The 16,904-nt window shown below is 67.6% G+C and carries 14 protein-coding genes; 2 read left to right on the top strand and 12 right to left on the bottom strand.

Annotated elements, in window-relative coordinates; all coding sequences use genetic code 11:
• Positions 1-50 precede the first annotated feature (50 nt).
• The 11 genes from BN1263_RS08410 to pilM form a co-directional block, all read right to left on the bottom strand.
• Entirely contained in the window at positions 51-1,766 is a 1,716-nt protein-coding gene (locus BN1263_RS08410) for a BatD family protein (protein WP_058980498.1), read from the bottom strand.
• Positions 1,763-3,601: a VWA domain-containing protein gene (locus BN1263_RS08415; RefSeq protein WP_058980532.1), complete on the bottom strand. Its 1,839-nt coding sequence runs from the start codon at positions 3,599-3,601 to the stop codon at positions 1,763-1,765. The genes BN1263_RS08410 and BN1263_RS08415 overlap by 4 nt, the downstream gene beginning before the upstream one ends.
• Entirely contained in the window at positions 3,598-4,602 is a 1,005-nt protein-coding gene (locus BN1263_RS08420) for a vWA domain-containing protein (protein ID WP_058980499.1), read from the bottom strand. The genes BN1263_RS08415 and BN1263_RS08420 overlap by 4 nt, the downstream gene beginning before the upstream one ends.
• Complete coding sequence (locus BN1263_RS08425) at positions 4,599-5,048, bottom strand: DUF4381 family protein (protein WP_058980500.1); 450 nt, start codon at positions 5,046-5,048, stop codon at positions 4,599-4,601. The genes BN1263_RS08420 and BN1263_RS08425 overlap by 4 nt, the downstream gene beginning before the upstream one ends.
• Entirely contained in the window at positions 5,045-5,974 is a 930-nt protein-coding gene (locus BN1263_RS08430) for a DUF58 domain-containing protein (protein ID WP_058980501.1), read from the bottom strand. The genes BN1263_RS08425 and BN1263_RS08430 overlap by 4 nt, the downstream gene beginning before the upstream one ends.
• Positions 5,975-5,982: 8 nt before the next feature.
• Positions 5,983-7,008 (bottom strand): AAA family ATPase, encoded by a 1,026-nt coding sequence (locus BN1263_RS08435; protein ID WP_058980502.1) that lies wholly within the window; start codon positions 7,006-7,008, stop codon positions 5,983-5,985.
• A 195-nt stretch (positions 7,009-7,203) separates the two neighbouring features.
• Positions 7,204-9,177, bottom strand: coding sequence for a type IV pilus secretin PilQ (locus BN1263_RS08440; protein WP_058980503.1), 1,974 nt, complete (start codon positions 9,175-9,177; stop codon positions 7,204-7,206).
• Between the two features lie 21 nt (positions 9,178-9,198).
• On the bottom strand, positions 9,199-9,732 hold the full coding sequence (locus tag BN1263_RS08445; RefSeq protein WP_019659994.1) for a pilus assembly protein PilP: 534 nt from the start codon (positions 9,730-9,732) through the stop codon (positions 9,199-9,201).
• A complete protein-coding gene (pilO, locus tag BN1263_RS08450) occupies positions 9,732-10,409 on the bottom strand; it encodes a type IV pilus inner membrane component PilO (RefSeq protein WP_021203696.1) in 678 nt (225 codons plus the stop codon). Before pilO ends, BN1263_RS08445 begins: the two co-directional genes overlap by 1 nt.
• On the bottom strand, positions 10,406-11,290 hold the full coding sequence (locus BN1263_RS08455) for a PilN domain-containing protein (RefSeq protein ID WP_058980504.1): 885 nt from the start codon (positions 11,288-11,290) through the stop codon (positions 10,406-10,408). Before BN1263_RS08455 ends, pilO begins: the two co-directional genes overlap by 4 nt.
• A complete protein-coding gene (gene pilM / locus BN1263_RS08460) occupies positions 11,290-12,348 on the bottom strand; it encodes a pilus assembly protein PilM (protein ID WP_005410860.1) in 1,059 nt (352 codons plus the stop codon). The genes BN1263_RS08455 and pilM overlap by 1 nt, the downstream gene beginning before the upstream one ends.
• A gap of 219 nt (positions 12,349-12,567) precedes the next feature.
• Between pilM and BN1263_RS08465 the strand changes: the two genes are divergently transcribed.
• Positions 12,568-14,991: a penicillin-binding protein 1A gene (locus BN1263_RS08465; RefSeq protein ID WP_058980505.1), complete on the top strand. Its 2,424-nt coding sequence runs from the start codon at positions 12,568-12,570 to the stop codon at positions 14,989-14,991.
• Between the two features lie 236 nt (positions 14,992-15,227).
• Positions 15,228-15,872: a hypothetical protein gene (locus BN1263_RS08470; protein WP_058980506.1), complete on the top strand. Its 645-nt coding sequence runs from the start codon at positions 15,228-15,230 to the stop codon at positions 15,870-15,872.
• A 281-nt stretch (positions 15,873-16,153) separates the two neighbouring features.
• On the opposite strand, the gene BN1263_RS08475 is transcribed toward BN1263_RS08470, so the two are convergent.
• Positions 16,154-16,897 (bottom strand): hypothetical protein, encoded by a 744-nt coding sequence (locus BN1263_RS08475; RefSeq protein ID WP_058980533.1) that lies wholly within the window; start codon positions 16,895-16,897, stop codon positions 16,154-16,156.
• Positions 16,898-16,904 lie beyond the last annotated feature (7 nt).

Below are 16,904 nucleotides of genomic sequence, written 5' to 3' on the forward strand. Positions count from 1 at the left end.
TTTCCTCGAAAAATGAATGCACTCTAACAAAGCGCGCAAGCGGCGCCGGTTCAGGTTCGCCGCGGCGGGTACAGCGGCGGCAGCCCAGTGTTGGCGGCGTCGACAACGCTCGACCAGTGCGGTCCGTCACGGAAGACCTCGCGCAGGCGCGTACGCAAGGTCGCCAGATCACCCTGCCCGCCCCAACGGGCCTGCTGCAGATCCTGCAGCACCTGCCGCTGGGCCGGGTCATCGAGCCGCGCGATGACCTGCTCGATGCGGTCAACGCCGGCCATCGCACACAGGTGTGCTTCCACCTGGTCGAACCCTTCGCCATCCAAGGCGCGGCGCAGTTCGGCCACGCCGGCACGCCCCGTCGCCACAGCCGGCACGGCGCCCTTGCTCGCTACAGGCGCCGCCACGCGCGGGCGACGGCCACGCTGCCAGCCCCACAACAGCGTCAGCAGCCACAGCAAGGCCAGGCCAATGGCGGCGCCCATCCACGGCCATGGACGCTCGGCAAGGCCGCTGGCACGCGGATCGGTGGCCGCGATGCGGCTGTCCTGGCCATCGGCCCCCGGCAGCGCAGCCTGGGTATCGATCGGCGGCAGCGGCGCAGGTGAAGCACTGCCCCCGCCATTAGCGGCCGCCACGGCCAGGGTCAGGTCCGGGAGCGTTGCTTCCTGCGCCTTGCCATTGCGCACGTCCCACCACGGCAGGCGCGGCCCCGGCACCACCAGCGAACCCGGCTGGCGCGGCACGATCGAATAGCGGCGGGTGATCTTCAGGCGCGGCGTGCTGCCGTTGAAGCTCTCTTCGTACTGTGCGGGTTCGGCGAACACCTGTGCGGCGTTGCCGACATCGGGCACCGGCAGGTCGGTGAACTGCGCGCGGGTGGCACCTTCGGCAATCGCCTCGACCACCACGTTGGCCGCCTCACCGGCATGGGCGCGGGCCGGTGCACTGGTGTAGCGCAGCTGCAGGCCCTGAAGCGGCAACCATGGCTGCGGCGCCTGCGCCGGCTGTGCCTGTACCTGCAACGTGCGGTCGGCGCCGGTGGCATTCATGCGCCCGTCGCCGCCGCCGAAGAAATCGTCGAAGAAGCCACCGGCACTGCGCCCACTGAAGCGCGCACCGGCCAGCCGGAGTGCACCGCTGCGCTCGGGAACAAGCAGGAAGCGCCGCTCGACCACGTTGTAGCGACGGCCATTGACCTGCCGCACATCGGTGCGGTCATCCCCCACCCGCTGCAACGACGCGCCTGCCGGGGTATCCAGCACCAGTTCGCCGGACGCCAGCTGCGAGGCGAAATACAGCCGCACCACCACGCCCACGCTCTGCTGCACGTACGGCGTCTCGTCATCGACAACGGTTTCGATGAAGGCCACCGCGTTGCTGTCGGGGCCGGCCACGGCAGCGGCATCCACTTGAAGGGTCAGCGGCGCGGTACGTGCACTGCCCACCTGCAGACCCGGCACCACCAGTGCACCGCTGCGCCGTGGGGAGAGTGCCACGCCATACAGAGTGCGCTGCTGCATGCTGCCATTGCGCCACTCCACCTGGCGGCTGCTGGTCTGCCCGCTGAGATCGAAGTCGGTACGCAACGGCGTGAAGTCCGGCGTGCCCTGGTCGCTCTCGACATTGAGCATGACCGTGTCACCCAACGCGATGCGGTCGCGGTCCAGCCACGCGCGCGGCTGCGCCCAGGCCAGCAGCGGCAGCCACAGCAGCAACGCCGCCAGTACCTGTCGGGGCCAGTGCCTGTGCATGTTGATCGCCCGCGTCATCGCCCTTCCCTCTTCCTGCGTTCGTTTTCCAGCTGGAACTTGGCCCGCAGCAATGCGCCCGGATCATCCGGTACGCGCCGCATCCACGCCTCCACCGCCTGTTGCTCCTCGCGTTGGCGCGGGGTGGTGCCGTCGCTGCCTGGCACGGGCTTGCCATCCTGCTCGCCCTTGCCCTCACGTGCCTGCTGCATTGCCTGCTGCATGCGCTGGCGCTGCTGCTCATCGGCCCGGGCCTGTGCCTTGGCATCCTCCACCTGTGGTGGCGCCTGCTGTCCATCGCGCCCGCGCTCGCCGGGCTGCGGGCTCGACGGGTTCTTGTCGTCACCGGGCTTGGGCTGCCCCTGCTGGCCCGACTGCGGCTGGCCCTGGCCAGGATCCTGCTGGCCCTGCTGCGGCTTCTGGCCCTGCGGATTCTGCTGCCCCTGGCCGTTCTGCGGTGGCTTCTGCTGCCCGTTCTGCGGTGGTTTCTGCTGATCCTGGCCTTTGCCACCGGACTGCTTGCGCTTGCGCGCGGCATCGACCACGGCACGGTTGGCGACCGCATCGGCCATGCCGGGATGCAGCGCCAGCGCGCGGTCGTAGGCGGCAATGGCTTCGTCGTAGTGGCCCTGGCGGGCCAGTGCATTGGCCAGGTTGTACCAGCCCGCATCGCTGTCGATGCCCTCGAACTGCTTGCGGGCACCGGCGAAATCGCCATTGCGGTACGCCTGCGCACCTTCGGCCAAGCGCTGGTGCTGCACCTGGTCGGCGCGCTTCCACAGCGTGCCCTGCGCTGGCGGTGCGGCGGGCGCGGCAGGCGCCTGCGCCTGCACGTCGCTCATCCATGGCAGCAGGCCCACCGCCAGCACTGCCGCCAGCAGCGCGCGGCGGCGGAAGGCCAGCAACGCCAGCAGCATCACCGGTGGCAGCAGCCAGAACCCTTCATCACGCCATTGCTTGCCCTCGCCCGGCCGCTGCGCTGCAGTGCCTTCGCGTGCATCCAGTACGCCCAGTGCGCGCAGATCACTGGCATCGGCGGCGATGCGGGCATAGCGGCCACCGCCCGCGGTGGCCACGGCACGCAGGCTGCCTTCATCCAGCGCAGCCTGGCGGATCTGCCCACTGCCATCCCGGTAGGCCGCCCCGGCGGGGGTGCCCAGGCCCAGTACCGACACCTGCAGGCCCAGGCTGCGCGCCTGCGCTGCGGCCAGTGCCGCTTCATCATCGGCGTGATCGCTGACCAGCAGGATCTGCCCCCGCAGCGCCCCGATCTGGCGCATCAACCGCGTTGCCCAGTCGATACCGCGGTCGGCACGCTGGCCGTCACGTGGCATCACATCCGGCGACAACGCGTCCAGATACAGCGCCACATTGCTGCCGTCGTCGGTCAGCGGCGCCACGGTGTAGGCGTCCTCGGCGTAGACCACCAGGCCCACCTGTCCGCCCTGGCGGACACGCAGCAGCTCACCCACTTTCGCCCGCGCCTGCAGCAGGCGCGACGGCGGCAGGTCGGTGGCATTGATCCGGCTGGATAGATCCAGCACCACCAGCAGCGGCGCGCTGGCCTGGAACATCGGCTGTGCCTGCTGGCGCCAGCTTGGCCCGGCCATGGCCAGCGAGGCCAGCGTCCAGCCCAGCAGGACGGCCCAGGGCAGGCGTACGCGGCGGCGCGTGCCCGCGGCCAGCAGATGCGGCAACAGGTGGGCATCCACCGCTGTTCGCCACACATCGCTGCGCCGCTGCCGGTACAGCGCCAGTGCAAGAATGACCGGCAAAGCCAGCAAGGCCCACAGCCATTCCGGGCGCAGGAAGTGCAGCGCATTCCAGTCGGGAAGATGGGATGCCAACGCGATCATCGGCGGCGCTCCGGCCACACCCATGCCAACGCACCCAACAACAACGCCAGGCCCAACGGCCAGGCATAGCGCTCCTCGCGCGGTCGCAGGCTTGGCCCCTTCGCCGCGATCGGCCCCAGCCGGTCCAGTTCGGCGTAGATGCCGGCCAGCTGCGCGGTATCGCGGGCGCGGAAGAACTGGCCACCGGTCATGCTGGCAATCTTCTTCAACGTGGCCTCGTCGACCGGATCCTGGTCGGCGGAAATGGGAATGCCGAACAGGCGCATGCTGCCATCGCCACCAAACGCGACGGTGTGGATGCGTACACCTTCGGCGCGGGCCACTTCCGCCGCACGCAGCGGCTCCAGCACCCCGGCGTTGCTGACGCCGTCGGTCAGCAGGATCAGCACGCGCTGCCCCTCCGGTTGGCTGCGCAGGCGCTTCACCGCCAGGCCGATGGCATCACCGATGGCCGTCTCGCGACCCGCCAGGCCAACCACGCTGTCGCGCAGCTGGTCGCGCACGCTGGCCAGATCGGCCGTCAGCGGCGTAAGCGTGTAAGCGCGGTCGCCGAAGATCAGCAGGCCGATGCGGTCGCCGGCACGTCGATCCAGGAAATCGGCCAACACGGCCTTGGCTGCGGTCAGGCGGTCCACCGCCTGTCCACCCAGCACCATGTCGCCCTCGCCCATGCTGCCGGACACGTCCATCGCCAGCATCATCTGCCGGCCCTGCTGCGGCGGGGTGATTGCTTCGCCCAGCTGTTGCGGGCGTGCCAGTGCGACGCACAGCGCGCACCAGCCCAGCCACAACAGCAGCGTGCGCAGCCACGACACATCAACGCGGCCGCCACCGGCCAGCGCTTCCAATTCCGTCGCTGCATAGGGCACGCGCAGCGCAGCGCCGGGGTCGGCACGACGCTTCCACCAGCGCATCAGCAACGGCAACGGCAGCGCCAGCAGGGCCAGCGGCCACGCCAGCTGCAGGTCCGGCCATGGCCAGTAACTTGCCAGCAGGTTCATCGGCGGCGCTCCAGCAGCATGGCCAGGTAGCGCTCGCGCGCCCAGCTGCGCAGCGCCGCCACATCGTTGGCGTCCACCCGCGGGCGATAGGCACCTTCGGCCAGCAGACTGCGACGTGCCGCGGGCAGCGTGCCTTCCGGATCCAGGCGCTGCCACCAGGCGTCATCGCGCAGGGATTCACTGCCGGGCTGTGCCTGGCGCGCGGCGCGACGCAGCAGCCCTGCGATCGCCGCCAGTTCGGCAGCCGCATCGGCGGTGGTTGCCAGCTCCTGATCGAACAGCTGCAACCAGCGTTGGCGGCGTCGGCGGCGCTGCCACCACACGAAGCCCATCGCCACCAGCAACAGCAGCACCACGCCGCCGATCATCAGATAGCCCGGTGCCGGTGGCCACCACGACGGAGGCGGTGGCACTTGGACATCGCGCAGCGGCAGGTTGGCACTCATGCCGGCACCTCGGTGGGCGATGGTGCCAACCAGGCATCGCTGGGCGCATCGGTGGTCAGCACCTGCACATCGACACGGCGCGCCCCCAGCTGGCGCCGCAGTTCCTGCAATGGTTCGACGAAGTGGGCCTGCCAGTGCGCCTGCACCTCGCTGCGCCGCAGGTCCAGGCCGATGCGCTGCTGCGCAGTCTGGAACTGCAGCGCGGCCGATGGAGGCTGCAGTTCCAATGGATCGACCAGCAGCACCAGGCTGAGGTCATGGTGCTGGGCCAGCGCACTCCAGCGCGCAGGCGGAATACGGATGGCCTGCTGCGGGTCGGCCAGCACCAGCACGCGTGCACCCGGGCGCAGGACGCGACCGGCATGGTCCAGCGCGCGCTCCAGGCCAAGGTCATCGGCCGGGGGCTGCGCATACCACCGGGTGAGCGCATCCAGCACGCGCAGCACGCCGCGCGGGCCACCTGCCGGTGCGATCGGTGGTTCACGGTCGCTGCCACGCAGGGCGCCGATGCGATCACCACGACGCTGTGCCGACCACGCGGCGACAGCACCGGCACGTGCGGCCTGCACCGATTTGAAGCGCACGCGGGTGCCGAAGTACAGCGCCGGCGACGTATCGGCCACGATCAGGCTGACCCGCTCGCGTTCGGCCTGGAACAGTTTGGTGTGGGCACGACCGGTGCGTGCGGTCACCCGCCAGTCGATATGGCGCGCATCATCACCGGCCACGTACTCGCGTGACTCGGCATACTCCATGCCACGCCCACGCAGCGGCGACGGCGCCTGCCCCGCGTTGCCGGCGCGGCCACGGCGTGGCGGCGGCGGTCGCTGTGCAAGGCGGCGCAGCGCTACCAGTTCGGCCAGCTGCGGGCGCAGCCCGTCACCGTCGCTGACGGAAGAGGCGTGGTGCAGGGATGGATCGGCCATGCGCAGGCTCAGGGTGCCGGCACGCGGGCCAGCAGTTCCTGCACCAGGCGTTCGCCGTCCCAGCCTTCGGCGGTGGCTTCGTAGCTGGGCAGTACGCGATGGCGCAGCACGTCGGCGGCAACCGCTCGCACGTCATCGGGCGTGACGAAGTCGCGGCCGGCCAACCAGGCGCGCGCACGTGCGCAGCGTTCCAGCGCGATGGAACCGCGCGGGCTGGCGCCCCAGGCAATGCGGCGGCCCAGGCCAGCGTCATAGCGCGACGGATCACGCGAGGCCAGCACCAGCTCGATCAGATAGCGTTCCAGCGCCGGCGCCATGTGCAGGTCCAGCACTTCGCGGCGGGCATCGAACACATCCTGCATCGGCAGCTTTTCCGCCGCCGGTGTGGCTTCGCCCAGCGCGCCACGGGCGCGGTCGCGGGCCAGCCGAAGGATCTCCGATTCGGCGGCCTGGTCCGGGTAGCCGATGCGTACATGCATCAGGAACCGGTCCAGCTGTGCTTCGGGCAGCGGGAAGGTGCCTTCCTGCTCGATCGGGTTCTGCGTGGCCATCACCAGGAACAGCGGCGGCAGCGCGTAGGTGTGGCGGCCAACGGTGACCTGGCGCTCGCCCATCGCTTCCAGCAGCGCCGACTGCACCTTGGCCGGCGCGCGGTTGATTTCATCGGCCAGCAGGATCGGGTGGAAGATCGGGCCGGGTACGAATTCGAAGCGGCCCTCCTGCGGGCGCCAGATCTCGGTGCCGGTCAGGTCGGCCGGCAACAGGTCCGGAGTGAACTGCACGCGGGCGAAATCCGCCTCCAGGCGCGAGGCCAGCGCACGGATCGCCGTGGTCTTGGCCAGGCCCGGAGCGCCTTCCACCAACAGGTGGCCATCGGCCAGCAGCGCGATCAGCAGGCGTTCGACCAGTGCCGCCTGGCCGACGATCTCGGCCGACAGGGCATCGCGCAGCTGGGTGAAGGCGCCATGCAGGCGAGAGGCGGCCGGCGCGGGCGGCGGCGAGACGGTTTCGGGCATCGGCGGTGGCAGGTTCATGGGGGCCTTTGACCGGCGCGGGACGGCACGGGTTCCCGACATCATCGCAGGGTGCCTTGCGATTGGCATCAAGAAAGGATGAACAGCGTCCACGCATGACGTGGATCTACTGGACATGGGCGTCGTGGATCTACGGGTGGAAACGCAGAAGGGCCGCGCATGGCGGCCCTTCTGCGTTGCGCGGGTGGCGCGGGCTCAGTTCTGCTTGGCCACGCGCAGCACCTTCGGCGTGACGAACACCAGCAGCTCGGCCTTGTCCTTGTTGCGGCCGCGCTTCTTGAACAGGTTGCCCAGGAACGGCACGTCGCCCAGGAACGGCACCTTGCTGATGCTGCTGCGGTCGGTGAACTCGTACACGCCACCGATGACCACGGTCTGCCCATCCTCGACCAGTACCGCGGTGTTGACCTCGCGGCGGTTGATCGACGGCACCGTGCCGTAGCCCTGCAGTTCGATCAGGCGGTCGACTTCATCCTTCTTCACCTGCATGTTGAGGAACACGCGGTTGTCGTTGGTGATAGTCGGGGTCACCCGCAGTTCCAGCACCACTTCCTTGAACTGCACGTTCGGTGTGGAGCCGGCGCCACCGGCAGCACCGGTGCCGCTGATGGTGACGTAGCCGATTTCCTTGCCTTGCTTGATCATCGCCTCGCGCTGGTTGGTGGTAACCACGCGCGGGTTGGAGATCACCTCACCTCGCGACTCTTCCTGCATGGCCGACAGCTCCACGTCCAGCAGGTAGCCTGCGTTGAGGATCGACAGCGCCAGCGAGCCAGGGTTGTTGGCTGCGGCCACCGGCAGGTTCCAGTTCAGGCCGCGCTTGATGGTCGGGCCGCTGGGAATCGGCGCCGGGCCGACGCTGCCGCCGGCCTGCCACTCACGAATCGCCTTGGCGTTGGCCTGCGCCGTATCGACCTGCGACTTGCGGGTTTCGGCATTGGCATCCAGGCTGCCGCTGAAGTACACGTTGTCGCGGCTGCCGCTGATGCCGAACTTCGCACCCAGCTCGCGGGCGAAGGTATCGGTAGCGATGACGATACGGCTTTCGATCAGCACCTGGTCAACCGGACGGTCGATCACACCGATCAGCTCACGCATGCGCGCGATCTTCTTCGGGATGTCGCTGATCATCAGCGTGTTGGTGCGCTCGTCGGCCACGATACGGCCGCGCGAGGACAGGAAACCACTGTCTTCCTGCGACGAACCGCCGCCACCGCCATTGCCGCCACCACCACCGCCACCGATGCCCTTGGCCTCGGTCAGCGCTTTGAAGATCTGCGTGGCGCTGTGGTAGTTGATCTGGACGTAATCGGTGACCAGGTCTTCGCGGTTCTCGATGGCGATGCGCGCGTCTTCCTTCTCCTGCTCGAACTTGGCCAGCTCAGCCTGCGGAGCGACCCAGATGACGCTGCCATCGCGACGCTTGTCCAGGCCCTTGGCGCGCAGCACGATGTCCAGCGCCTGGTCCCACGGCACGTTGACCAGGCGCAAGGTCACATTGCCCTGTACCGAATCGGAGGCCACCACGTTGAGATTGGATTCCTCGGCGATCAACTGCAGCACGGTGCGCACCGGCACGTCCTGGAAGTTGAAGGTCACCGGCTTGCCGGTGAAGCCACGCTGCCCCACCGCCTTGGCGGCCTGGGTGACGCTGCCGGCGGTGACCGCGCCCCCCGCGGCGGGCGCCTGCCGCGGGCTGATCTCCACCACGTACTCGTTGCCGCTCTGGTAGGCCAGCGACTCCACCGCGCCACCGGTACTGAGCACCAGCTGCGTACCGGCACCGGACGGCTTGGCGTCGATGCGCTGCACCGGTGTGGCAAAGTCGGTGACGTTCATCGGCTTCTGCAGGTTGGCCGGCAGCCGAGCGTTACCGACATCGACCACCACGCTGTTGCCCTGCGTACGCAGATCCGGCACCGCGCCCTGGCCGTCGAACTGGACGATCAGGCGCCCGGCGCCATCATCGCCGCGCTTGAAATCGATCTTGGCCACCGACAGGCCGGCCGGCGCTGCCGCCGGAGCCACGGTGGCGCCCACCGGCTTCTCGGCCGGTGCGGCGGCCAGCGCCGGAGCGCAGGCCAGCATCAGCGCGACTCCCAACGCGCTGACACGGTTCAAGGTAGAGCGCCGGATGGGACGCAGCCCCTTGGCTTGGTGAAAGGTCATCGTGCTATCCCCAGTAAACGATCATTGATCTTCAAGCGAGAGCGTTGCAGGCCGTTCCAGCCAGCCGCCCGCGCCATCCGGCACCAGTTCGATCAGCTCCACGTGGTCTTCGAAGACCGCCGTGACCCGCCCGTCGCTCTGCCCCAGGTACCCACCCGGGCGTACCCGGTAGGTCACCTTGTCCGGCCCCATCACCAGCGCCACGGTAGCGGCGCCGGTGCCGATGGTACCGACCATGTCCAGTGCATCCAGCGGGAAGCCTTCCAGCGGCTCCTTGCGCCGGTTCGGATCCGGACGCAATCCGCCATTCCCCTGCTGCGGATTGGTCCAGGCATCGGTGAACGGGTCGCGCAGACCCTGTGCGGAGTATTCGAAGGTTTCGAACTGCTGCATCACCGGCAGCGGCTCCAGCGGCTGCGCCGGTCGTGCACGCTCGCCTTCCACCCACTTTTCAAGATTCGGCGCATCACCCGGCGTGCTGGTCACGCCGCGGCCACAGGCGGCCAGCAACAGGACCGCCAACGCCACTGCACTGCGTGCGATGTACGTGCGCATCACTTCTTGCCCCCCTTGCCGTTCTTCTTTTTCGCTTCGGCATCGGCGACAGCCTGCTGCGCCTGCACTTCCGTCTCATCCAGATAGCGATAGGTCTTGACCGTGCCGGACAGCTCCAGCGCACCGCTGCGGGCGTTGCCGCTGGCCTTGTCCTTGGGCTTGAGGTTGATGTCGTGCATGGTCAGGATGACCACGCGCGGCAGCGACGCCACGCCACTGACGAAGGCACCGAACTGGTGGTAACTGCCCACCATCCGCAGCTTGATCGGCTTTTCGGCGTAGAACTCCTTGACCTGCTCCTGCTCCGGCTCGAACAGCTCGTTGGTCAGGCCGCTGGACAACGCGGTCTGCGAGATGTCGATGATCAGGTCCGGCATTTCGGTCTTGCTGGGCAGCTGCCGCAACATCTGCTGCAGCACCTGTTCCATCTGTGCCAGCTGCTGCTTCAGCGGTGCCAGGTTCACCGCGCGCTCCTGCTGCTTGGTGAACTCGGCACGCAGGTCGACTTCCTTCGATTCCAGGCCGGCCAGTTCCTCGCGCTTGCCACTGATCAGCAGCATCCACGCAACGAACATGATCACCAGCGCCAACAGCGAGCAGAAGACGATCTTGGCCTTCTGCGGCCAGTTGCCGATATCGTTGAAATCCAGGTTCTTCAGATCGATTTTCTGGCTCATGCGCGATCCCCCTGCAGCGGGGCGTTGAAGGCCTGCGGCGGCTGCGCCAGGCGGCTGCCCTCGGGCTTCGGCGCAGGCTTGGCAGCCGGGGCTGCCGGCGGGTTCGGCGCGGCCGGGGTGGCAGCAGGTGCGTTGACCGGCGCGGCGGCCGGTGCAGCCGGTGCAGCAGCGGGCTGACCTGCGGCCGGTGCAGCAGGCGCCGCTGCATCCGGGCCGGCGGCAAGCGGGGCCACTGCGGGCGGCGCCGGGGTTGCCACCGAACCATCGGCGTTGAGGCCTGGCGTTCCGGCCACTTCCTCACTCTGCGCCGGCAGCTTCACCTTGACCACGAACACATAGGGCAGCGCCTTGATGTCCGCAACCGGGCCGGTCTTGCCGTCCTTGTCCTTCTCGGGGTCACGCGCTTCGATGATCGACAGTTCCGGGTTGGTCATCCAGCCGGACGTTTCCAGGTTGCGCATGTACGCCGAAACACGGGCGTTGGACTGGGTGCGCCCTTCCAGGGTCAGCACGTCGCCTTCCTGCTTCAGCGCGGTCAGCACCAGGCCATCGGGAATCGTGCGCACCAGCGCATCGAACAGGTGCACCATCTGCGAGCGCTTGGCCTGCAGTTCTTCAATGACCTTCTTGCGGGCCAGCAGGCGTTCCTTCTGCGCGTCAAGGCGGTCGATCTCCTTGTTCTGTTCCTTGACCTTTTCGATCTCGGCTTCGAGATAGGCGTTGCGGTCCATCTGGCCGCTCACCTGGCGGTCGTAATAGAACCAGATCACCAGCGACAGCAGCAGGCCACCGATCGCGGCCATGCCCAGCATTGCGTAGAACTCGCGCTGGCGTTGCTTGCGCCGCTCGGCGCGCCAGGGCAATAGATTGATGCGTGCCATCAGTCGAAGCTCCTCAGCGCCAGACCGGTTGCGATCATCAGCGCGGGGGCATCCTGGGCCAGCGCATGTGCGTTCACCTTCGGCCCCAGGGTCATCTGCGCCAGCGGGTTGGCGACCACGGTCGGCACGCCCAGCTGTTCCTCGACCATTTCCGGCAGGCCGCCGAGCACGGCGCAGCCGCCGGCCAGCACGATGTGGTCAACGCGGTTGAACTCGCTGCCTGCATAGAAGAACTGCAGCAGGCGGCTGATCTGCTGGACCGTGGCTTCCTTGAACGGCTCCAGCACTTCCATCTCGTAGCTTTCCGGCAGCCCGCCCTGGCGCTTGGCCAGGCCGGCCTCCTCGTAGCTCAGGCCGTAACGGCGCATGATCTCGTCGGTCAGCTGCTTGCCACCGAACACCTGTTCGCGGCTGTACAGGCTGCGGCCGCCGCGCAGGACATTGAGCGTGGTCATGGTGGCGCCGATGTCCACGAGCGCGACCACGCCGTCGATGGACACCGGCAGCTCGCTGGCGACCAGGGCGTAGGCGTTCTCGACCGCGAAGGCCTCCACGTCCATCACCTTGGCCTGCAGGCCACCCAGTTCCAGGGCCGACTGGCGCAGTTCCACGTTCTCCGAACGCGACGCGGCCAGCAGTACCTGGACCATCTCCGGGTTGTTCGGGATCGCCCCGATCACCTCGAAGTCCAGGTTCACTTCCTCGATCGGGTACGGAATGTAGTTGACCGCTTCCAGCTCGATCTGGGCTTCCATGTCGTTCTCGTCGAGCTCGGCCGGCATCGGGATCACCTTGGTGATCACCGCCGAACCGGCAACGGCGGCAGCGGCCAGCTTGGCCTTGCTCCCCGAGCGGTTCATCGCGCGGCGGATGGCCTCACCTACGGCCTCCACTTCCACGATGTTCTTTTCCACCACCGCATTCGGCGGAAGAGGTTCCACAGCGTAGTGTTCCACGCGAAAACGGTTGCCACTGCGGGACAGCTGCAAAAGCTTTACCGCAGTCGAACTGATGTCGACGCCTACAAGCGGCGACTGACTTTTTGGGATGAGCCCCACGGTTTCTCCCCTGCCGACGGGCACTTGGACGCAAGACCTGCGCCCGAGCATTAATAACGTATTCTTAGCAAATGGCAACGGCCCTGCTGTGAAGTTCCTCACGGATTCACGATGCAGCCCCTGACTGTTCCCCTTGCGCTCCCCGGTGCCGACCCCAGCCGCCACCTTGCGTAATCTATACTCTGCGACCACGAAATTCGCAATCGGAATCTGAACCCGATGACTCGACTCCGCCGCTGGCTGCGCTGGATCTTCCTGATTGTCCTGGTCCTGGCGCTGATCGGCGCGGCCGCCGTGGGCGGTCTGTACTACGCCGTGTCCTCCAAGCTTCCCGACGTGCAGACCCTGCGCGACGTGGAAATGCAGGAGCCGATGTACGTCTATGCCGCCGACGGCAAGCTGATGGCGGTGTTCGGCGAGACCCGGCGTACCCCGATCACCATGAAGGACGTGCCGGAGAAGCTGAAGCAGGCCTTCCTGGCCACCGAGGACGCCCGCTTCTACGAGCATGGCGGTGTGGACTACAAGGGCATCGGCCGCGCGGTCTGGCTGCTGGCCACCACCAACGACAAGCGCGTCCCCGGTGGCTCCACCATCACCCAGCAGGTGGCCCGCCAGTTCTTCCTCAGTTCCGAGTACAGCTACACCCGCAAGCTGGCCGAGATCCTGCTGGCACGGAAGATCGAGTCCGAGCTGAGCAAGGACGAGATCTTCGAGCTGTACCTGAACAAGAGTTTCTTCGGCAACCGCGCCTACGGCGTGGCCGCCGCCGCCGAGTTCTACTACGGCAAGAAGCTCAACGAGCTGGACCTGGACGAGATGGCCTCGCTGGCCGGCATCCCCAAGTTCCCCTCCTCGGGCAACCCGATCTCCAACCCGGAGCGCGCCCGCCAGCGTCGTGACAACTATGTGCTGCAGCGCATGGCCGACCTGAAGTTCGTCAGCCAGGCCGAGGCCGACGCGGCCAAGGCCGTGCCGATGCACGCCACCGCGCATGAGCCGCCGGTGCAGGTCGATGCCCCGTACGTGGCCGAGCTGGTGCGCCAGGAAATGATCGCCCGCTTCGGCGGTGACGTGGTCAACAAGGGCTACCACGTCACTACCACTATCGATTCGACCCTGCAGACCGCCGCCAACCAGTCGGTGCGCGACGGCCTGCTGCTGTACGACCACCGCCACGGCTGGCACGGCGTGGAGAAGCAGGTGCAGGTGGGTGCCGGTGAAGACGCCGCCGCCCTGGCCGAACACCTGCGTGGCCTGTACGGCCAGGCCGGCCTGCTGCCGGCCATCGTCGCCAGCACCGGTGCCGATGGCAGCGCCACGGTGGTGCTGGCCAACCGGACCGAGATCGTGCTGCCGGCCGGTGCCGCCAAGTGGACCAACAAGACCCCGGGCAAGCTGGTGCAGCGCGGTGACATCGTGCGCGTGCGTGCCGGTGCCAAGGAAGGGGAGTGGCTGCTGGACCAGATCCCGCGCGGCCAGTCCGCGCTGGTCTCGCTGGATGCCCACAGCGGTGCACTGAAGGCGCTGGTGGGCGGTTTCAGCTTCTCCGGCAACAAGTTCAACCGTGCCACCCAGGCCCGCCGCCAGCCGGGTTCGAGCTTCAAGCCCTTCATCTACGCCGCAGCCTTCGACAAGGGCTACAACCCGGCCTCGATCGTGCTCGACGCCCCGGTCGTGTTCCGCGACCGCCGCGGCAAGACCTGGGCCCCGCAGAACGACGGCGGCGGTTTCCGCGGCCCGATGCGCCTGCGCGAAGCGCTGGTGCAGTCGCGCAACCTGGTCTCGGTGCGTCTGCTCGATGGCATGGGCGTGGACTACGCGCGCAAGTACATCAGCGAATTTGGTTTCGCCGAATCGGAACTGCCGCCGAACCTGTCGATGTCGCTGGGTACTGCTTCGCTCACCCCGCTGTCGGTGGCCCGTGGCTACGCCGTGTTCGCCAACGGCGGCTCGCGCGTGGACACCTGGCTGATCGACCAAGTGAACGACCGCGACGGCAACCTGGTGTTCAAGGAAAACCCGGCGCTGGCCTGCCGCGACTGCGCCGGCAGCAGCGACCAGCCGGTGAACCAGGTAGTGGATGGCTTCAACTTCGGCGCCCCGGCCCCGAAGGTGGACCCGGCCGCTGCGGCCAAGGCCGAAGCCAAGACCGAAACTGCCGCCGTTCCGGCGAACCCGGACGCCCGCACTGCCCCGCGCGCGATCGACGCCCGCACCGCCTACCAGCTGGTATCCATGATGCGCGACGTGGTCCAGCGCGGTACCGGCGTGCAGGCCAAGGTGCTCGGCCGCGAGGACGTGGGCGGCAAGACCGGCTCCACCAACGACCACCGCGACGCCTGGTTCTCCGGCTTCGGTGGCCCGTACGTGACCACCGTGTGGGTGGGCCGCGACGACTTCCGCTCGCTGGGTTACCGCGAGTACGGTGGCAAGGCGGCGCTGCCGATCTGGATCGACTACATGCGCACCGCGCTGAAGGACACCCCGATCGCGCAGAACGAGCCGCCCAGCGGCATGGTCCAGGCCACGCTCAACGGCGCGACCGAGTGGGTGAAGGTGGAAGACATGGACCGCCTGACCGACTACGACCTGAACCTCAATACGCCGCAGGCCGACGCCGCCGCGTTCGATATCTTCTAAGAGGCAGGTATGGGTGGGTGCCAACCTTGGGTTGGTGTCACCTTTGTAGAGCCGAGCCATGCTCGGCTCCGGGCGTCCGCGGTAGAGCAGCCGAGCATGGGCTCGGCTCTACAGGATCAACGGCACCCGTTTGCCGTGGTGGGTGCCAACCGTTGGTTGGCATCTCCGCGCCATACCCACGCGGATGTCACATCCGTGCGCTACTCTGTAGCCAGGTCGCAACAGGGAGTCATCGCATGCATCGCGCCCGTCAGCATGCTGCCAGCCAGACCCGCGAGCGGCGTCACCGCCTCGCCCACGAAGCCGCCCGCCTGATGGCCGAAGGCGGCATCCGCGACTACCACCAGGCCAAGTTGAAGGCCGCCAGCCGGCTCGGCATCCACGACGATGCCTCCCTGCCCCGCAACACCGAGATCGAAGACGCCCTGCGCGAGTACCAGCGACTGTTCTCCGGGCCCCAACACGGCAATGAACTGCAGCGCCGCCGCGAGGCTGCCATGCGTGCGCTGGAGTTCCTGCAAGGCTTCTCCCCGCGCCTGGCTGGCCCAGTGTTGGAGGGCACCGCCGACGCCAACAGCCCCGTGCAGCTGCACCTGCACAGCGACGACCCGGAAGCCGTGCATCGCTTCCTCGACGAGCACGGCATTCCCGCCGAATCGCGGACGCGCCGGTTGCGCATGGACCGCGAACGCAGCCTGGATGTACCGGTGTGGGTGTTCAGTGCCGAGGAGCTGACCTTCGACCTGGCCGTACTGCCGTATGACGCCCTGCGCCAGGCCCCACTGTCACCGGTGGATGAGAAGCCGATGCGACGCGCGTCTGTCGCGCAGTTGCGGCAGCTGCTGGCCGAAGCGGAGATCACCGCGTACATCGGCGGATGACAGTAGCGCCGGCCCATGGCCGGCGAGCGCGGCGGTACCTGCCAGTGGTGGGTGCGGACCGTTGGTCCGCACCGTGCTTCAGGCATTTCGATTGCCGACCGAAGAGCAGTCGAGCGCGGCTCGACTCTACAGGAGCGTTGCGCCCGCGTTCGGTGGGTGCGGACCGTGGTCCGCACTATGCTTCAGGCATTTCGATTGCTGGCCGAAAAGCAGTCGAGCGCGGCTCGACTCTACAAAAGCTGCGCTACCTGCGCTGGCAGATGACGCCTATCTTGCTCCCACTACCAGACGAAACGGGTATCGCGCAGCGGGTCGCTGAGCAACCGCGGCAACCACGGCGCGGCGGCTCGCTGCGGATACTCCCGCATCATCTGTGCATGCATGACCTGCAGGCCCCGCAGCAACCAGATCTGGTCATAGATGTCGTTGAACCCATCCGACCACCCACTCTTCACACGCTCATGCTCGACCGACTCCAACGGCGGCATCTGATCCAGCGACACCTCAAGGATCGTCGACAGTGCTGTGTTGATCTGCGCATTCTCAACACCCGCCCTGCGCACATCCTCAAATCGAGCGCGAATCCGTCGGCAGTCGTACGGGACGCACCCACCCGTGGCGGTGATGTAGTCGGCGATGTCCGCCAGCATGTCGGCTTTCAGCCGCCACACCACTTCGCTGTCCATCACCTGCCGCACCCGCATCGTGCGCAACGTGCTCGCCCTTACCTCCTCCGGCGTGGTGAACGGTGCACCCGGCGTGCTGCCCGCGTGGCGTACCAGCACGATGCGATGGATCGCCTCGCTGGAGACACCTTCGATGCGCAGCGCCGCGGCTTTCGGGTGCACGCGCGGCGGCGGCACGCCCAGCATCTGCCACAGGTACCACAGCACCAGCAGCAGACCGGCGATGCATAGCCCGCTCATCAGCGTCCATAGATCCAGGTTCCGGGTGTAGTAGCGAAAGCGCGCCCGCCAGATATAGAACGTGCGATAGCTGATAATTCCGCGTACCCATCTGTACATTGCCATC

It is taken from the genome of Stenotrophomonas thermophila (assembly GCF_001499715.1).
Taxonomy (GTDB): Bacteria; Pseudomonadota; Gammaproteobacteria; order Xanthomonadales; family Xanthomonadaceae; genus Stenotrophomonas; species Stenotrophomonas hibiscicola.